Below are 16,495 nucleotides of genomic sequence, written 5' to 3' on the forward strand. Positions count from 1 at the left end.
GTCGGCCCCGGCGGGGCTTTCAAGGTCCCCTGTCCCCGGACGCGAGGGAAACACCCCCGTTCCGCGTCCGGTCAGGTGAGGTTGAACTCCCCCTGCCGTGCCCCTGACATGAACGCGCCCCACTCGGCGGGGGTGAAGATCAGGGAGGGGCTTTCCGGGCGGCCGCCGTTGCGCATCGCGACGAAACCCTCGACGAAGGCGATCTGGACATCTCCCAGGCCGCCGCTGCTGGACTGCCACTGCGCGCTGCTGAGATCCAGTTCCGGCTTGTCCCATCCCGCGAGCGGGTGCTGCTGGACAGTGCTCTCGGCCACGTCCGTGCTCCTCCCCAATCGTCGTCCGCGGGTCAGCCTAGCGATCGAGTCCCGGCGTCGACAGGCCACGTGAGGAGGACTTCTCAGCAGAGGCGCCAGGCCGCCTGCGGATGTGCAGGTGGCCGTCGAGCGGGTAGTCGGGCGGCGCCGCCGGCAGGATCCCGGCCTGCTCGTACCCGCATGTGCGCGCGACCCGGCAGGAGGCCGTGTTGTCCACCTGGTGCAGCAGTTCCAGCCGGACCGGCCCCCGGTCCCCGAACAGGGCGAAGGCCCAGTCGGTCAGGGCCAGCAGGGCCCGGGACGCCACGCCCCTGCCGCGTGCGTGCGCGGCGGTCCAGTAGCCCACCTCGGCGGACGGGACGCCGGGACGCAGGCCCTTGACGACGGAGTGCCCCACCAGCCGCTCGCACCCCTCGGCGCCTTGCGCCTCCAGGACGGCGAACGAGAAGCGGTCCCCAGTCTCCCAGTCCCGCTGCCGCTCCCGGATCCACCGGGCCGCGCCGGTCCCGTCATCCACGACGGGACCGGCCCAGCGGCGCAGTGCCTCGTCCCGGTACGCCTCGACCAGGTCGGCCGCGTCCGCCGCGCGCCAGGGGCGCAGGGTCGGCGCGGGGGCGCCGGGGGTCGCCTGCGCCGTCGGGTACGCCGTCACCGCGCGGTGAACCGGTCGCGCAGTTCCCTCTTGAGGATCTTCCCGCTGGCGTTGCGCGGCAGTTCGTCCACGAAGATCACTTTCTTGGGGGCCTTGAACGACGCGAGCTTCTCACGGGCGTGGGCGATCAGACCGGCCTCGGTGACCTCGCCGCACGGGACCACGAACGCGGTGACCGCCTCGATCCACCGCTCGTCGGGGAGCGCGACCACGGCCGCCTCGGCGACACCCGGGTGCGTGTACAGGACGTCCTCGACCTGGCGCGAAGCCACCAGGACGCCACCGGAGTTGATGACGTCCTTCACCCGGTCGACCACCGTGTAGTAGCCGTGCGGGTCGCGTACGGCGAGGTCGCCGGAGCGGAACCAGCCCGCGCGGAACGCCTCCGCGGTCTCCTCGGGACGCTCCCAGTAGCCCTCGCACAACTGCGGTGAGCGGTAGACGATTTCACCCGGAGTGCCGTCGGGCACGTCGTTGCCTTCCTCGTCGACGACGCGGGCGTCCACGAACAGCACCGGCCGGCCGCAGGAGTCCATGCGGCCCTTGTGCTCGTCGGGCCCGAGCACCATGGCCAGGGGGCCGATCTCGCTCTGGCCGAAGCAGTTGTAGAAGGCGAGTCGCGGCAGGCGCTCCCGGAGGCGTTCCAGTACCGGCACCGGCATGATCGACGCGCCGTAGTACGCCTTGCGCAGCCCGCCGAGGTCGCGGGTGGCGAAGTCGGGGCGCCCGGCCAGCCCGATCCAGACCGTGGGCGGCGCGAACAGGCTGTCCGCGCGTCCGGCCTCGACCAGGTCGAGGATCCGGTCGCCGTCGGGCGCGTCGAGGACGATGTTCGTCGCGCCGACGGCGAGGTACGGCAGCAGGAACACGTGCATCTGCGCCGAGTGGTAGAGGGGCAGCGCGTGGACGGGGCGGTCCCCCGCGCTGAAGTCGAGCGCGGTGATCGCGCTCAGGTACTCGTGGACCAGCGCCCGGTGCGTCATCATCGCGCCCTTGGGCAGGGCGGTGGTGCCCGAGGTGTACAGCAGTTGCACGAGGTCCTCGGAACGCGGCTCGGGGCCGCCGTACGGGAGCGTGGACGGCAGCCGGGCGAGCAGCGAGACGTCCGCGTCGCGCAGCGGCAATGTCCTTGCCCCGGCCGGGAGTCGTCCGGCCAGGTCCGGGTCGGTGAGCACCAGGGCGCTGCCCGACTGGCCGACGATGTGGGCGAGATCGTCGCCGGTGAGGCTCTGGTTGACGGGCACGTGCACCAGGCCGGCGCGGGCGCAGGCGAGGAAGCCGATCAGGTAGGCGTCGGAGTTGTGGCCGTAGGCGGCGACGCGGTCGCCGCGGGAGAGGTCCTCGCCGAGCAGGACGTTCGCCGCGCGGGAGACGGCGTCGTCGAGTTCGGCGTACGTCCAGGCGCGCTCGCCGTACTCGACGGCGACGCGTGCCGGGGTGCGCCGGGCACTGCGCCGCAGGACTCCGTCGACCGTACTGCCGTGTCCAGGCGTCATGACACATGATCCTCGTTCCGCTGCGGCGGAAGGTCAAGAAACGCCGTGGAAGCGCTTCACGCAGACTGACTTGACACCTGGTCAGGTTCACGCGGGCACGCACGCCCCGTTGACACGGCCCTCACCTGACACGAAAGTTTCACTGCGCACGACCATCCCCGAAAGATACTTTCAGACGGTGGGCGGGAGGCCTCATGACGACCGACGGCGCGGCAGGCAGAGCAGCAGCAGGCGGGCTGACACGCCGCCAACTGGGCAGGGGCACGATGGCGTTGGGCGGTGCGTTGGCGCTCACGGCCCTGCCCGCGGGACCGGCCGCCGCAGCCCCGGCGAACGGCAGCCCCACCCTGCGGTACGGATCCCCCGAGCGGGCCGGTCTGCTGGCCGCGCCGCTGCGCCAACTCATCGAGGACGCCGTGGCGTTCCTCGGCCCGTCCCCCACGCACCCCTGGTACGCGGGAGCCGTGCTGCTCGCCGGGCGCGGCGGTACCGTGGCGCTGCACGAGCCGATCGGCATGGCGGTGCGCTACTCGGCGTACGACGAGAAGACCGACACCGCCGTGGAGTTCCCGGCGGACCGGCGGATCCCGATGACCAGGGACACCGTCTTCGACCTGGCCTCGGTCTCCAAGCTGTTCACCTCGCTGCTCGCGGTGCAGCAGCTCGAACGGGGCGCGCTGGAGCTGGAGGGCAAGGTCGCGTCCTACCTCCCGGACTTCGGCCGGGCGGGCAAGCAGGACGTCACCATCCGCCAACTCCTCACCCACACGTCGGGATTCCGCGCCTGGATCCCGCTGTACGACGCGCCGACGTACGAGGGGAAACTCGAACTCCTCCACAACGAGGCCCTGATCAACCCGCCCGGCACCGCGTACCTGTACTCGGACCTGAACATGATCTCCATGCAACTGGTCCTGGAGGCGGTCACCGGGCAGGCCCTCGACACCCTGCTGCACGAGCGGATCACCGGGCCGCTCGGCCTCGACCGCACCCGCTACAACCCGCCCGCCTCCTGGAAGCCGCGGATCGCGGCCACCGAGGACGCCCGCAGGCCCTGGTCGGGCCTGGACCGCGGCCTGGTGTGGGGCGAGGTGCACGACGAGAACGCGTTCAGCCTCGGCGGTGTGGCGGGGCACGCGGGCGTCTTCTCCTGCGCGTGGGACCTCGCGGTCCTGGGCCGTACGCTGCTCAACGGCGGCGCGTACGGGCGTACCCGCGTCCTGCGGCCGGAATCGGTGGAGCTGATGTTCACCGACTTCAACACCGCCTTCCCCGGTGACGATCACGGCCTCGGCTTCGAGCTCCACCAGCACTGGTACATGGGCGCGATGGCCACTCCGCGCACCGCGGGGCACACCGGCTTCACCGGCACGTCGCTGGTCCTCGACCCCACCACCGACTCGTTCCTGATCGTCCTCGGCAACTCCGTGCACCCGGTGCGCACCTGGCGCTCCGGCTCCGCCCCACGGGTCGCCACCGGCAACGACCTGGCACGGGCCGTACCGGTCCGTGCGACGCGGGGCCGCACGGCGTGGTTCTCCGGGATGGTGAGTTCCACGACGGCGACCCTGGCCCTCCCCTCGCTCGACACCTCCGCCGGCGGCGCCCGGCTGCGGTGCGACCTGTGGTGGGACACCGAGCCCGGATCGGACGTGCTCGTCCTGGAGTGCACGACGGACGGCGGCGCCACCTGGCGGCCGGTGCCGTTCACCACGACGCACCGCGGCGAGGAGCCGGAGCGGCACCCGACGGGCACCGCCACCGGCTACTCGGGCCGGGTCTGGCACGGGCTCACGGCCGATCTCCCGGCGGCCGGACGGCTGACCCTGCGCTGGCGGTACACGACGGACCGCCTGTACGTGGGCCGCGGTGCCTACGTCGACGCCCAGCGGGTCGAGACCGGCCGCACCGTCCTGTTCGACGAGGCGCGCCCGGCGGACTCGTCCCGTATCGAGGCGAAGGGCTGGACGGCCTCCGCGGACTGAGAAAATCGACACCGGTCGACTTCGATCAATTTCAGCCTTTCCGCACTCGTGAAATTGGCAGCAATCGCCAACAGCGGAAATAGACGAATACCATTCCCCTCCCCCTCCCTCAGACCCCATTCAGCTCCCCCACCAGCGACGCGACGACGGAAATAAAAAGCTCACGAATGGGGGCCCCATCCGCATCACGGGCGATAATGTGAATCCGCAACCGGATGGGGGATTCCGGGATCTGCGATCAGTCATGGCTGCCTCTGTGTCAGGGCCGTTCCATGTCTGAAACATGTGCGACAACGGTCGCCGGCCGCCTCCGCGGCCACCGGCGGCCGTATCGGGGGGGGTGAGGAACAGTGCAGTCGGACCACGGTGCGAAGACCGGGACGGCCGACCTTCGGGCCGCGCTCCGCGTCGCGGACCTGCTGGCCGGCGGGCCCGCCACACGCGGCACGGAACCGGACGGCGAGCGGGGAGCGCCGCCCGACCGGCACCGGGTGGCGCGGCTGCTGTCCGTCGCGGCCCCGCCGCCCGTCCACGCCTGGCGATCCGCCTGGGAGGACGTGCTCGCCGAGGAGCGCGCCGGGCGGTCGCCGGCGGGCCTGGGCTGGGTGCTCACCCGCCTCGCTTCCGGCGCCTTCCCCGCCCTGGACGTCCTGGAGGTCGGCTGTGAGCGGCTGCGCCTGAACCGGCTGGCCTACGGCCCCGGCGCGACCGGTCCGGAGCTGATCCGGCTGGCCGAGTCGTCCTGGACCGAACTGGCCCCCGCCTCCACGGCGCTCCCGCGGGAGCGGCCGGGCCGGCTCTTCCTCCTCGCCGGCGGGAAGCCCGGCTCAACGGCCGGGGTCGGCGCCGCCCTGCGGACCTCTCTGGCCGCCTTCGCGCGGACCGGCCACCGCCATCCGGCCGAGCCGCTCGTGCTCGCCGTCAGGGCCGCCGGCTGGCAGCCGCTGGAGCGGGCGGCCGAGGCGGTGCGGGCGGAGTCCGGCGCGCTGCTGTGCCTGCGGCTGCCCGCGCACTGGCCCCTGGCGCCGGAGGACCTGACGGGCGAACTGCCGCTGCGCACCACGGTGTGGCTCGCCGCCGCCCACGTCGACGGCGCCTCGGGGACGGTGGGCCTGGTGCGCCGGCCGCTGTTCCCCGCGGGCAGCCGCGCGGACGGGCGTACCGCCGCCGGGCCCGTCGTGCGGATCCCGGTCACCGCGCCGCCGCCCGGCGCGACCACGGGCGAGAGCGTCGCCGCCGTCGTCGCCGCCGGACGGGACGAACCGGCGTCCCGGTGGCGCTCGCTGCGCATCGACCGGCTCGTACTGCCGCCCGGCTCCCGGACCACGCTGTCCTACTCCCTGCACGGAAGAAGCCGGGTGGAACTGCGCTACGACGGCCATCACGAACCCGAGACCTCCCCCTGGCCCGCGCTGGCCTCCGGGACGCCCCAGCAGCTCTCCCGGCCCTGCCCGGTCGATCTGATGGTCGCCGTCGAGGTCTCCGGGCCGCAGTCCGACGGGGGCACCGCGGTCGAGGAGCGCCTCCAGGAGGCCGCGGCCGTCGTCACCGCCGTACAGGACGCCGTCGGCGGCGACGACACGCTCCGGGTGGGCCTGATCGGCTACCGCGACCACGACCCGCTCCACGGGCCGCGCGACCACGACCCCGTGGTGCACCGGGTCGGGATGTCGGCGGCGCCGGACGCCGCGCGTGCGCTGGAGTCCTGGCGCCCGTGCCCCCTGCGGCACGACTTCGCCACGGGGCTGGAGCACGTGCCCGGGGAACTGCCCGGGTGGCGCCACCAGTGGCGGGCCGACAGCCACCGGGTGCTGCTCGTGGTCGGCTCCCGGCCGCCGCATCCCCGGGCCCGCCCGCCCCAGGTGCTGCGGCGCGGCGCACCCGTGCGCATCTGCCCCGACCGGCTGGACTGGCAGGCCGAACTGGCCGCGGCACGCCGCCACGAGGGCGTCGCCTGCGTGGCCGTCGTCGACGAACCGGCCTGGATGGACGAGCTGGTGGGCGAACCCCACCTGGCGCACTGGGCGGACCACGCCTGGGGCGCGTTCGGCACCGAGGGGCGGTTCGACGCGGGGCACGACCCGCGGCAGATCGCCGCCGTCGTCGCGGCGCCCGCGCTGTGCCTGCCGCAGGACGGCGCGCCGATCCGGCTGGTCGTCGCCGACGGCACGACCGCCGACTGGCAGCACGCCGAGGTCGGCTGACGAGGACCAGGCCGACGAGGAATCCAGGCCGCGAGGACCCGAGGCCGACGAAGACCCAGGCCGACGAGGACCCGAGGCCGACGAGGACCGAACCCGACGAGATCCGGGGTCGGCGCGGGTCTCGCCCACACCGGGGCGCGCGCATGCGCGGACCGGAACACCATCGCGCGGCGGACGACATCCGCCGCCCATCGAGCGGGAGCAGATCCATGGTCGACGACGACGCGCGGTCCGAGCGCGCAAAGGACGCCGAACCGGACCGCAGGCAACAGGACCGTGAGCAGGGGCCGTTGGACGTCCTGGGCAGGTCCACCCTCGTCGGGGGCCTGGCCGCCCTGCCCCCACCGCCGACCGCCCCGCCCGCGGCCGCGCCCCTGCGTCCCCGCCCGGGACCCCCGGGCTCGCGGCAGGACCGGACACGCGCGACCACTCCGCCCGCGCCCCGGTCCGCGCCCGAGGACGGGGCCCTGCCCAGCGTTTTCCTGGAGAAGGTGGACGAGCCGGCCGCGCCCGCACATGCCGACAAGCCCGCCAAGTCCGGCCGGAACGGGGCCTCGGAAAAGCGCGAGAAGCAGGAGGCGCCCCCTCAGGAGCCGGAGGACCGGTCCTCCTCGCCCGAGTCGACGATCACGCTCTGGGGCGGTATGCAGAGCGGCAAGTCCACGCTGCTGGCCGCCCTCTCCCGGGCCGTGCAGGACCCGCTGTACGGAAAGTGGACCATCTATCCGGACGACCACGCCTCCCAGAAGTTCCTGGGAGACCTGGCGCGCCTGCTGTACCGGGAGCGCAAGTTCCCCAACGCGACGCTGACCGAGCAGCGCCCCGTCCGCTTCACCCTGGCCGGCGACCTCACCGGTACGCGCTACTCGCGCGCCGGACGCAGACTTTTCCGGCGCGGCGCCGAACGCGCACGCGACCTGACGGAGTTCAAGGTCACCGTCCGCGACCTGCCCGGGGAGGCGTTCGACCTGCGCTCCCAGACCGGAGCCGCCTACGGCAGCAGGCTGATCAAGGACCTCGGTGCCGCGCGGGCCATGGTCTACGTGGTCGACCCCGTCCGCGAGTGGCAGGTCAACGGCGACGACGGACCGGTGACCAAGGACGCCCGGCAGAACGCGGACTTCTTCACCGAGGTCCTCGGCGGGGTGGCCACCGAGATCAACATGCGCCGTGAGCGCCAGGGCAACTTCCTGCCCCACAGCATCGCCGTGTGCCTGGCGAAGTTCGACGACGACCGGGTGTTCCGGTTCGCCTGCGAACAGGGCAACGTCCGGGTCAACCCGCGTACCGGGCAACCCGAGGTCATGGACGCCAAGCGGCTGTTCGACGGGTTGTGCAACGCGTTCCCGCACGGCAGCCTGCGCGAGATCCAGCAGCAGATCGAGCAGTTCTTCGCACCCGAACGCGTCGGCTACTTCGTCTGCTCCGCCGTCGGCTTCTGGGTCGACCCCGACCGGGGCTTCGACTTCGAGAACCCGTACCTGATCAACCACGTCGAGGACAGCGTGCGCTTCGTGGCGCCGCCCAGGCCCGTCAACGTCCTCGAACCGTTCCTCTTCCTGCGGGGCTTCGGCCCGACGCAGTCCTGATCCGGCACCCGAACACCCGCATGAGGAAGGACACGCCATGGCACCGGGGCTGATCGCCGACTGGGCCGTGTGGGGCAAGGAGCCCCACACCAGCAGCGGATACGGGGTCCTCGTCGCGCACCCGCCCGCCCGCAGCGCCGAGTTCAACGCCGCCGTCCACCACTGGTCGCCGGGTACTCCGGAGCCCGGCGACCCGTTGCCGTGGATCACCATGGGCTGCGCCAGAGGCGTGGACGGAGCCCGCGCGGTCGGGGTCTTCCTGCTGGACCGCACGGACGACGTGGACGGAAGCAACCGGGCGATCTACCGGATCACCCACTTCGCCGTCCCCTACGCGGAGGTGGGCGCGGCGGGCATCGGCTGGTGCGCGCTGGCCCGCGCCGCCCACGCCGCCGCCGCGGGCCTGCCCGGCACCGGACCCGCGGAGCTGGTCTTCCGCGAGGAGGACCAGCTCGTCACCGACGTCAGCTGGATCACCCCTTCGGTCTCGGAGCGCACGCGGTGGCTCGCGGCCGCCGCGGCCCATCTGCTGGACGGCCCGGTGGCGGTGACCGGGGACCGCCACCACGAGCCGTTCCAACTGCTGCGCGTCCTGGACTCCGTGGCCGCCCTGCTTCCCTTCGGCATGCGCAGCACCCTGTCCGCGGCCAGCTCGACGTCCTCCGGCTCCGAGGTGCCCATGCGCCTGTACTGGGGTGACGCCGAGGGCTCTCCCGGGGTGACCGGCCTGCCCGTGAGCGCCTCGCTGCCCGATCTCGGTGAGTTGTCCCCGCAGGCCCGCGGCTACCACGACCTCCTCATCGACATCTGGGCCACGCACGGCGGGGAAGCCGTCGTACGGCATCTCGCGGACGCCCGGGAACCGTTGGACATCGCCGGGCCGGACGCGCACGAGCGGGCGCTGGAGGTGCTGGCGGCCCTGGACCCGTCGCTGGCGGTCGCCCAGGCCGTCAGCGCGGGCCAGGAGGTGGACGCGGACCGGATCAACCAGGCCCTGCGCATGCCCGGCATCAGTTCCAGAGCGCTCGCCGTCCTCGCGGGGAAGGCGCTGACCCATCCGCACACCGGAATGGAGGCCCTGGCGCCCCTGATGTCGAGCCCCGAGGTCTCCCAGGCCTACCGCGACCAGCTCTTCGCCGATCTGCTCCACGGGCGGACGGACGTGGCCCGCCGCGACTTCGAGAGCATGCGCGCCGCCCTCACCTCCACCGGGCAGAGCCTGGCCCCGCTGGACGAGGTCCTGGCCGGCGCCATGGACGAACTCCGGGTCCGCTGCCCGCAGGGCGTGCCCGATCCCGTGACCGAGGGGCTGCTGCCCGCCGTCGCTCCGTTCAGCGAGGGCACCATGCGCTTCACGCACTCGATGCTGTGCCAGGTGCCCGGCCTCGCGGGCGGCCTGGTCCGGGCCCTGTACGCGGAGGCCGAACCGGGCGCCCTCATCCGCGCCTGGCTGCGGTGGCTGTGCGGCGAAGCCGGGCCCGAGCAGCGTACGGAGATCGCCGGTGGCGCCGAACTCCCTCTGCTGAACATCCTGTTGAGCACCGGCGCCGGTCCGGCCGAGGCCGACCGGAAATGGGCCGCGGGCCACCCGGAGGCGGCGGCACGTCTGCTGGAGGGCGCCGTCGTCTGCGGCGCCGTCGACCAGGTCCTGCTGCCCGGCTTCTTCCAGGGGCTCCTCGACCGCGTGCTCCGCTCCCCCGCCGCGGCGGACGGCACCCCCCGGTCGCCGCTCCTGCGCACACTGGGGCGCCCGCCCGCCCGGATGCGGCCGGAGACGGCGGCCCACTGGGACGTGCTGTGCCTCCTGGCCGGTCTGCCGCCGTCGGGCTTCCTCAGCCTGGCCGCGACCGCGCCGCAGCCCGGCACCGCGGGCGTGACGGGGCGGGTGGACACCTACGTCTCGACGCTGCGGGCGGCGCTTCAGACGCGCCCCGCGCACCAGCACGCGCACGCCGTGGTCGGCCTGCTGCTCGACCAGGCCCTGTCGGTGGACAGGGCCACCGGTGCCGGTCCGGGGCAGGCGGGCCGCGACCTCGCCTGGCATCTGTCGCACTGGCCCGGCCCCTTCCAGCAGACCGTCCTGGACGCCGTGTACCGGCTCGCCACCGAGGAGCCGCACTGGCGTGAGACGTCCGAGGACCGGCGGTGGCTCATGCGCGTCGCGGACCGCCTGCCGTCCCTGCGGCCCCTGATCGGCCTGCGCCAGGTCCACGGCCTGGCGTCGCGGTGCTCGGGCACCCCGGAGGACTGCGAGAAGCTGGCCGTGCAGGTCTGCGGGGCACGACGGGCGGGCGCCGCGAACAACCAGCTCGCCGCCGCCCTGCAGGACTGGGCGGCCCACGGACGCGTCGGCGAACGCGTCCTCACCCTGCTCGAGGCCTACGAGCAGGTCTGGACCTCCTACGACGCGACCGGCCGTGCCACCGAGGAGCGCGAGGACCTGGAGCTCGCCCTGATCCGGAGCAGCACCGGCCACCGGATCTGGACCCAGTACCGCGACCACGCGATCGGCCGGCAGGCACAGCTCAAGGACGACCTCGACCGGCAGCGCCGGCAGTGCGAGCGGGAGATCAGCCGGCTGCGCAAGCTCGACGCCGTCGCCGCCCGCGCCCGCATGTGAACGACGCACAGCCCGACGAGCGCGAACCCCACGACATACGACGCACGACGCACAACCGCACGACACAGGGGGACACCACCTCATGCCCACCACCCGGGCCACGGCCCACCGAGCCGCGCTGCTCGCCCTCGCCTTCCTGCTGGCCCTGTGCGGCGCGGCGCCCGCCGCGGCCGCGGACCCACCGGTGCCGCGCGACGACATCTACCGCTCGCTGAAGGTCGACGACGTGCCTGCGGCCTACGTCGTCCTCGTCGACGTCTCCAGCTCCATGCAGGACCGGGGCCCGGACGGCGTACCGCTCTACACCACGGTCAAGCGGCGCCTGGCCGACTTCCTCGACTCGCTGACGCCCGCCGACCAGGTGGCCGTCGTCACCTTCGGGCGGGCGACCGGGGTCGTCCACCCGATGTCCCCGGCGAACCGCACCGACGGCCTGTTCACCAAGGAACTCCCCCAGTCCGCCAAGGAGTCGGCGAGCGACCACGGCGCCGCGCTGGACGCCGCCGCCGACCAGCTCGACCGCAGCACGGCCCCGGTCGGGGCGGTGCTGATGCTCACCGACGGCGCCGTCAACGCGCCGGGCAGCCCGTTCGCCAAGCTGGGCAGCACGGCCTGGCAGCGGCTGAGGTCGCGCTTCGCCGCGCTGGGCGAGGACCGCAAGATCATGGGCTACGGGCTTCCGCTCGCCGAGGGCACCGGGGTCGCCGAGGTGCTCGGCGGCGCCTTCGGCGCCCCGCGCATCCTGCCGGTCGACCCCACGGCCCTCGGCTCGCAGCTCAGCGCCGCCAAGGACCAGGTCCGCACGCAGAAGGCGGTGTCCCTGCTCCGCGCCGACCAGGGCGGCACGGTCACCGTGTCGGTCGCCGGGGAGGGCGTGAGCAAAGCGGGCCGCGCACATGTCGCCGTGGCCACCGGTGACCGCACCGGCGCCCGCACCCGGACGCTGCGGGTGACGCTCGAGTCGAAGGCCACGCACGTGCCGCTGACGGTCCGGCTGACGGCCACCGGGGACACCGGCGGTCCACGGCTGACCCCGGACGGACCCGCCGCGCCCGTCACCCTGCGCCCTGGTGAGAAGAAGACCGTGCCGATGACGCTGACCTGGCGTCAGGAGGCCCGGTTCAGCCTGTTCCCCGGCGCCGGCGACTTCCGGGAGCGGGTGGGCCTGCGCGCCGAGGTCTCCTCGGCGTGGACGACGACGGTCCGCGGTTCCCTCGGCGAGTCGAAGTTCTCCACCGGCGAGCCGGTCGTCACCGCGCTGGACCTGCGCGGCACCGTGCCCGGCCGGCCGCCCGGCTGGCTCTACCCCCTCGTACTGCTCGTCCTGCTGCTGGGCTCCGCCCTCGTCTGGCGGGTCCACCGGCAGCGCAACCCCGAACTCGGCGGGCTGCTGGTCGTCACCGACCTGCGGACCGGGAACCGGCAGACGATCCCGCTGCGCGGCCGGGAGGTCACCGAGGAGACGGACGCCGGGCAGGTGCGGGCCCGGATCACCGTGCGCGGCCGGCAGGAAGCCGGACGCGCGGTCCTCGTCCTGCGGTGCGAACGCGACGCCCCGCGCGCGGGCGGGGAGCGGCTGCGCGACACCGGCACCTGCGAGCTGGGCAAGTCCACCGTGCTGTGCGGCATCGGGTTCTCCCACGAGACGGAGAACGAGGCGGCCGTCCTTCAGTGACCCCTCACCCGGCGGGCCGCGCAAGGCCCGGAGAAAGGACGTCGACATGGTGATGCCCCTGGCCCCGGACGGGGATCCGGCGGAGGCCGCCGGGTTCCGGCTGCTGGGCAGACTGGGCACGGGCGGGTTCGGCACGGTCTACCTCGGCCGGCGGCCCGGCGACCGGCACGGGCCGGACACGCTGGCGGCCGTCAAGCTGCTCAAGCACGAGTTCACCGAGGACGCCCAGCACATGCAGCGCTTCCACCAGGAGAGCAAGGCGCTGGAACGGTGCAGGGGCGCGCGGATCCCCGAGCTGCTCGCGCTCGACTTCGCGGCCGGCCGGCGTCCCACGCTGGCCACCCGTTTCATCCCCGGCCTGTCGCTGTACCGGGTCGTGGAGGCGCACGGCGGTCCGCTGCCCCGCGACACGGTGCACACGCTCGCCGCCGAACTCCTCGACACCCTCGGCACCGCGCACCGCAAGGGACTGCTGCACCGGGACCTGCACCCGGGGAACATCCTGCTGACCCACGACGGGCCGTGGATCATCGACTTCGGGCTCACCCGGATCCGCGGCCAGCGGGTCACGCTCACCCTCGACATGGTCATCGGCCAGCCCCACTTCTGCGCGCCCGAACAGGTGCGCGGGCTGGCCAGGACCGGGCTCGCGACCGATGTCTTCGCCTTCGCCGGCATCGTCCTGTACGCCCTCACCGGCCACCCGCCGTACACCGCCGAGGACGACGCGCGGGCCATGCTGGTGCGCCGGGTGAGCGGGGCCGCGCCCGATCTGTCCGGGCTGCCGGACGACGCCACGGGACGGCTGATCCGTGCCTGTCTGGCCGAGGATCCGGCCGACCGTCCCCACCTGGACGAGGTCGTCGACGGCTTCGGCCGGCCGGGGGCGCTGCGGCTGCCCGAGGTGGTGGGCCGCACCCTGACCGCGTACCGCACCGAACTGCGGGACTTCCTGACCGGGGTGGGGAACGCCGCGGATCTGACGGTGCCGTTCCGTCCGGGACGGCGCAGTTGGAGCGCCGGTGTCGGGGAGTGGCCGCAGTGCGTCGTGGCCACCGAGGAGGACGGGGTGGTCGTGGCCGACGGCGGGGGCGCGGTGCGCTGGCTGGACGCGGCCACGGGCGCGGAGAAGGTCCGCCGGCCGGACTTCACGGCTCCGGTGCAGCTGTGCGCGGACGGCGACGTGCTGCTGGTGTGCGACGCGGACGGGCGGCTGGAGTCCTGGGACACCCGGCAGCACCGCCTGTGGTGGTCCTCGACGGCGGGCGGACTCGCCCAGGCGCGGGTGCTGCTGCGCGGGCGGAGTGTGTTCCTCGGCGACGCGACCGGCCGGCTGCACCACTTCGACGCGGTGACCCGGCGTCTGTGGTGGGAGACCGATCCGCTCACCGACACCTCGGGCGCCCCGGCCGTCCCGGTGGTGGTCGGGGCCCGGCAGGTGTACCTGTCGGCCGTGCGGGGCGCGGAGATCCTCGCCGTCGACGACGAGGACGGCGCCCTGGCCTGGAAGGCACCGGTACGGCTGCCGGCCCCGGTCCTTGCGTCGCCGCTGCCGCTGGAGGAGCACCTGGTGGTCGCGGACGGCGAGGGCACGGTGAGGTGCCTCGCGGCCGCCGACGGATCCGCCGTGTGGGAGGTCCGGCTCGGCGCGCCGGTGGTGGCGGCGCCAATCAGGGTGCTCGACACGGTGGTCGTCGGGGACGTCGCGGGCACGGTCCACTGCCTGGGCGCGGCGACCGGCGAGCCGGTCTGGCGCGCGCACCACGGGGAGCGTGAGGAGTTCTTCGCCCTGTGCTCCGACGGGGCCGCGGTGTACGCGGGCGGCTGGAGCGGACGGCTCCATCTGCTGGACGCGGCGGACGGCGCGTCGCTCCAGAGCTTCGACCTGGGCGGCCAGATCCTGGCCACGGCTTGCTCCCCCGGCGCCAGCAGCGTCCACGCCGCCTCCTCGGGCGGCACCCTGCACACGCTGCCGGCCGCGGCGGTGCGGTAGCGCGGCGTGCGGGAAACGGGGACGGGTCCCCTGCCCGCCGCAGCGGCGCACCCCACGCGGTCCGGTAGCGCACCACCAACGACCCGGCCCCGAACCACGGCCGCCCGGCGCCGCGCAGGAACGGAGCCCGGACCGCCACCCGCCGCGGCGGCGCACACCACCGCGATCCGGTAGCGCACCACCAACGGCCCGGCCCCGAACCACGGCCGCCCGGCGCCGCGCAGGAACGGAGCCCGGCCTCCCACCCGCTGCGGCGGCGCACACCACCGCGATCCGGTGGCACGCAGCCGCGGCCGACGGGCCGGGTCGGGGCCGCCCGCGCGCCGGCCGTCACGCTCCCGGGGCGCGGGGCGCCGGCCCGCCTCGCGGGGGCGTGCGTCGTCAGTCGTCGCGCTCTCCGAGCACCGCCATCGCGGCGTTGTGGCCCGGTACGCCGCTGACTCCTCCGCCGCGTACCGCGCCCGCGCCGCACAGGAGGACGTTGGCGTGCTGGGTCTCCACGCCCCAGCGGCCGATGCCCTCCTGGGCGTAGGGCCAGCTCAGGGCACGGTGGAAGATGTTGCCGCCGGGCAGGCGCAGGTCCCGTTCCAGGTCCAGCGGGGTCTTCGCCTCGATGCAGGGCCGGCCGTCGGCGTCGGTGGCCAGGCAGTCGGCGAGTGGTTCGGCGAGGTGGGCGTCGAGCTGCGCGAGCGTGGACTTCAGCAGTTCCTCGCGTACGGCGTCGTTGTCACGGACGAAGAGCCGGGCGGGGGTGTGCAGGCCGAACAGGGTGAGTGTCTGGTAGCCCTGTTCGACCAGCCCGGGGCCGAGGATGGTGGGGTCGGTCAGGGAGTGGCAGTAGATCTCGGAGGGCGGCGCGGCGGGCAGCTCCCCCGCGGCGGCCCGTGCGTGGGCGTCGGCGAGCTGCCGGTACCCCTCGGCGATGTGGAAGGTGCCGGCGAAGGCCTCGCGCGGGTCGACCGCGGTGTCCCGGAGCCTGGGCAGCCGTTTGAGCAGCATGTTCACCTTGAGCTGGGCGCCCTCGGCGGGCTCCGGCGGCTCCTCGCCGGTCAGCGCGGCAAGGGCCTGCGGGGAGGCGTTCACCAGCACGTGCCGGGCGCCGACGGTGCCCTCGCCGTCGCGGGTGCGGTACGTGACCTCCGCCGCGCGCCCGTCGCTCACCACCCGTACCGCCTCGTGGCCGGTGGCGATGACGGCCCCGGCCCGGCGGGCCGCGGCGGCGAGCGCGTCGGTCAGGGCGCCCATGCCGCCGACCGGCACGTCCCAGTCGCCGGTGCCGCCGCCGATCACGTGGTACAGGAAGCAGCGGTTCTGCGCGAGGGACGGGTCGTGGGCGTCGGCGAAGGTGCCGATGAGGGCGTCGGTGAGCACCACGCCCCGTACGAGGTCGTCGGCGAAGCGGTCCTCCACGGCGACGCCGAGCGGCTCCTCGAACAGGATCCGCCAGGCCTCCTCGTCGTCGACGCGGCGGCGCAGTTCCTCGCGGGTCGGCAGCGGCTCGGTGAGCGTGGGGAAGACCCTGCGGGCCAGGCGTCCGGTCATGCCGTAGAAGCGCTGCCAGGCCTCCCACTCGCGGTCGGAGCCGGTGAGCCGGGCGAAGGCCTCGCGGGTGCGCTCCTCGCCGCCGCCCACGAGGAGTCCGGTGGGCCGTCCGCCGCGCTCGACGGGCGTGTACGAGGAGATCGTGCGGGTGCGCAGCCGGACGTCCAGGCCCAGGTCCTGGACGATCTTCCGGGGCAGCAGGCTGACCAGGTAGGAGTAGCGGGACAGCCGGGCGTCCACGCCGGCGAACGGGCGGGTGGAGACGGCGGCGCCGCCGGTGTGGTCCAGCCGTTCCAGCACGAGCACCGACCGTCCGGCCCGGGCCAGGTAGGCGGCGGCGACCAGCCCGTTGTGCCCTCCGCCGACGATGACGGCGTCGTACGTACCGTGTCCCTGATGTGCGCGCATGGTCCTTCGTAACACGC

The 16,495-nt window shown here is 74.1% G+C and carries 10 protein-coding genes; 6 read left to right on the top strand and 4 right to left on the bottom strand.

Features of this window, described 5'->3' with window-relative positions:
• Nucleotides 1-71: 71 nt before the first annotated feature.
• Genes ACIOWN_RS06445 through ACIOWN_RS06455 form a run of 3 tightly spaced genes read right to left on the bottom strand, consistent with a single transcriptional unit; the run spans nucleotide 72 to nucleotide 2,462 of the window.
• Nucleotides 72-314 carry a DUF397 domain-containing protein gene (locus ACIOWN_RS06445; RefSeq protein ID WP_362354429.1) on the bottom strand — a complete coding sequence of 81 codons (243 nt, stop codon included), beginning with the start codon at nucleotides 312-314 and terminating at the stop codon, nucleotides 72-74.
• A 37-nt stretch (nucleotides 315-351) separates the two neighbouring features.
• Nucleotides 352-966, bottom strand: a complete 615-nt coding sequence (locus ACIOWN_RS06450) for a GNAT family N-acetyltransferase (RefSeq protein WP_362354431.1) — start codon at nucleotides 964-966, stop codon at nucleotides 352-354.
• On the bottom strand, nucleotides 963-2,462 hold the full coding sequence (locus ACIOWN_RS06455; protein WP_362354432.1) for an acyl-CoA synthetase: 1,500 nt from the start codon (nucleotides 2,460-2,462) through the stop codon (nucleotides 963-965). The genes ACIOWN_RS06450 and ACIOWN_RS06455 overlap by 4 nt, the downstream gene beginning before the upstream one ends.
• A gap of 194 nt (nucleotides 2,463-2,656) precedes the next feature.
• On the opposite strand from ACIOWN_RS06455, the gene ACIOWN_RS06460 reads away from it, so the two are divergent.
• The 6 genes from ACIOWN_RS06460 (at nucleotide 2,657) to ACIOWN_RS06485 (ending at nucleotide 14,528) form a co-directional block, all read left to right on the top strand.
• On the top strand, nucleotides 2,657-4,447 hold the full coding sequence (locus tag ACIOWN_RS06460) for a serine hydrolase (RefSeq protein WP_362354434.1): 1,791 nt from the start codon (nucleotides 2,657-2,659) through the stop codon (nucleotides 4,445-4,447).
• A gap of 350 nt (nucleotides 4,448-4,797) precedes the next feature.
• Nucleotides 4,798-6,651: a hypothetical protein gene (locus ACIOWN_RS06465; protein WP_362354436.1), complete on the top strand. Its 1,854-nt coding sequence runs from the start codon at nucleotides 4,798-4,800 to the stop codon at nucleotides 6,649-6,651.
• A 209-nt stretch (nucleotides 6,652-6,860) separates the two neighbouring features.
• A complete protein-coding gene (locus ACIOWN_RS06470) occupies nucleotides 6,861-8,240 on the top strand; it encodes a hypothetical protein (RefSeq protein WP_362354438.1) in 1,380 nt (459 codons plus the stop codon).
• 37 nt (nucleotides 8,241-8,277) lie between these two features.
• Nucleotides 8,278-10,860: a hypothetical protein gene (locus ACIOWN_RS06475; RefSeq protein WP_362354440.1), complete on the top strand. Its 2,583-nt coding sequence runs from the start codon at nucleotides 8,278-8,280 to the stop codon at nucleotides 10,858-10,860.
• An 82-nt stretch (nucleotides 10,861-10,942) separates the two neighbouring features.
• The gene (locus tag ACIOWN_RS06480; protein ID WP_362354442.1) at nucleotides 10,943-12,535 is read left to right on the top strand and encodes a VWA domain-containing protein; all 1,593 of its coding nucleotides are present in this window, start codon (nucleotides 10,943-10,945) and stop codon (nucleotides 12,533-12,535) included.
• A gap of 46 nt (nucleotides 12,536-12,581) precedes the next feature.
• Nucleotides 12,582-14,528 (top strand): protein kinase, encoded by a 1,947-nt coding sequence (locus tag ACIOWN_RS06485; protein WP_401980785.1) that lies wholly within the window; start codon nucleotides 12,582-12,584, stop codon nucleotides 14,526-14,528.
• 381 nt (nucleotides 14,529-14,909) lie between these two features.
• On the opposite strand, the gene ACIOWN_RS06490 is transcribed toward ACIOWN_RS06485, so the two are convergent.
• A complete protein-coding gene (locus ACIOWN_RS06490) occupies nucleotides 14,910-16,478 on the bottom strand; it encodes a phytoene desaturase family protein (protein WP_401980788.1) in 1,569 nt (522 codons plus the stop codon).
• Nucleotides 16,479-16,495 lie beyond the last annotated feature (17 nt).

This window comes from Streptomyces sp. NPDC087787 (assembly GCF_044743035.1).
In the GTDB taxonomy this organism is placed as follows: Bacteria; Actinomycetota; Actinomycetes; order Streptomycetales; family Streptomycetaceae; genus Streptomyces.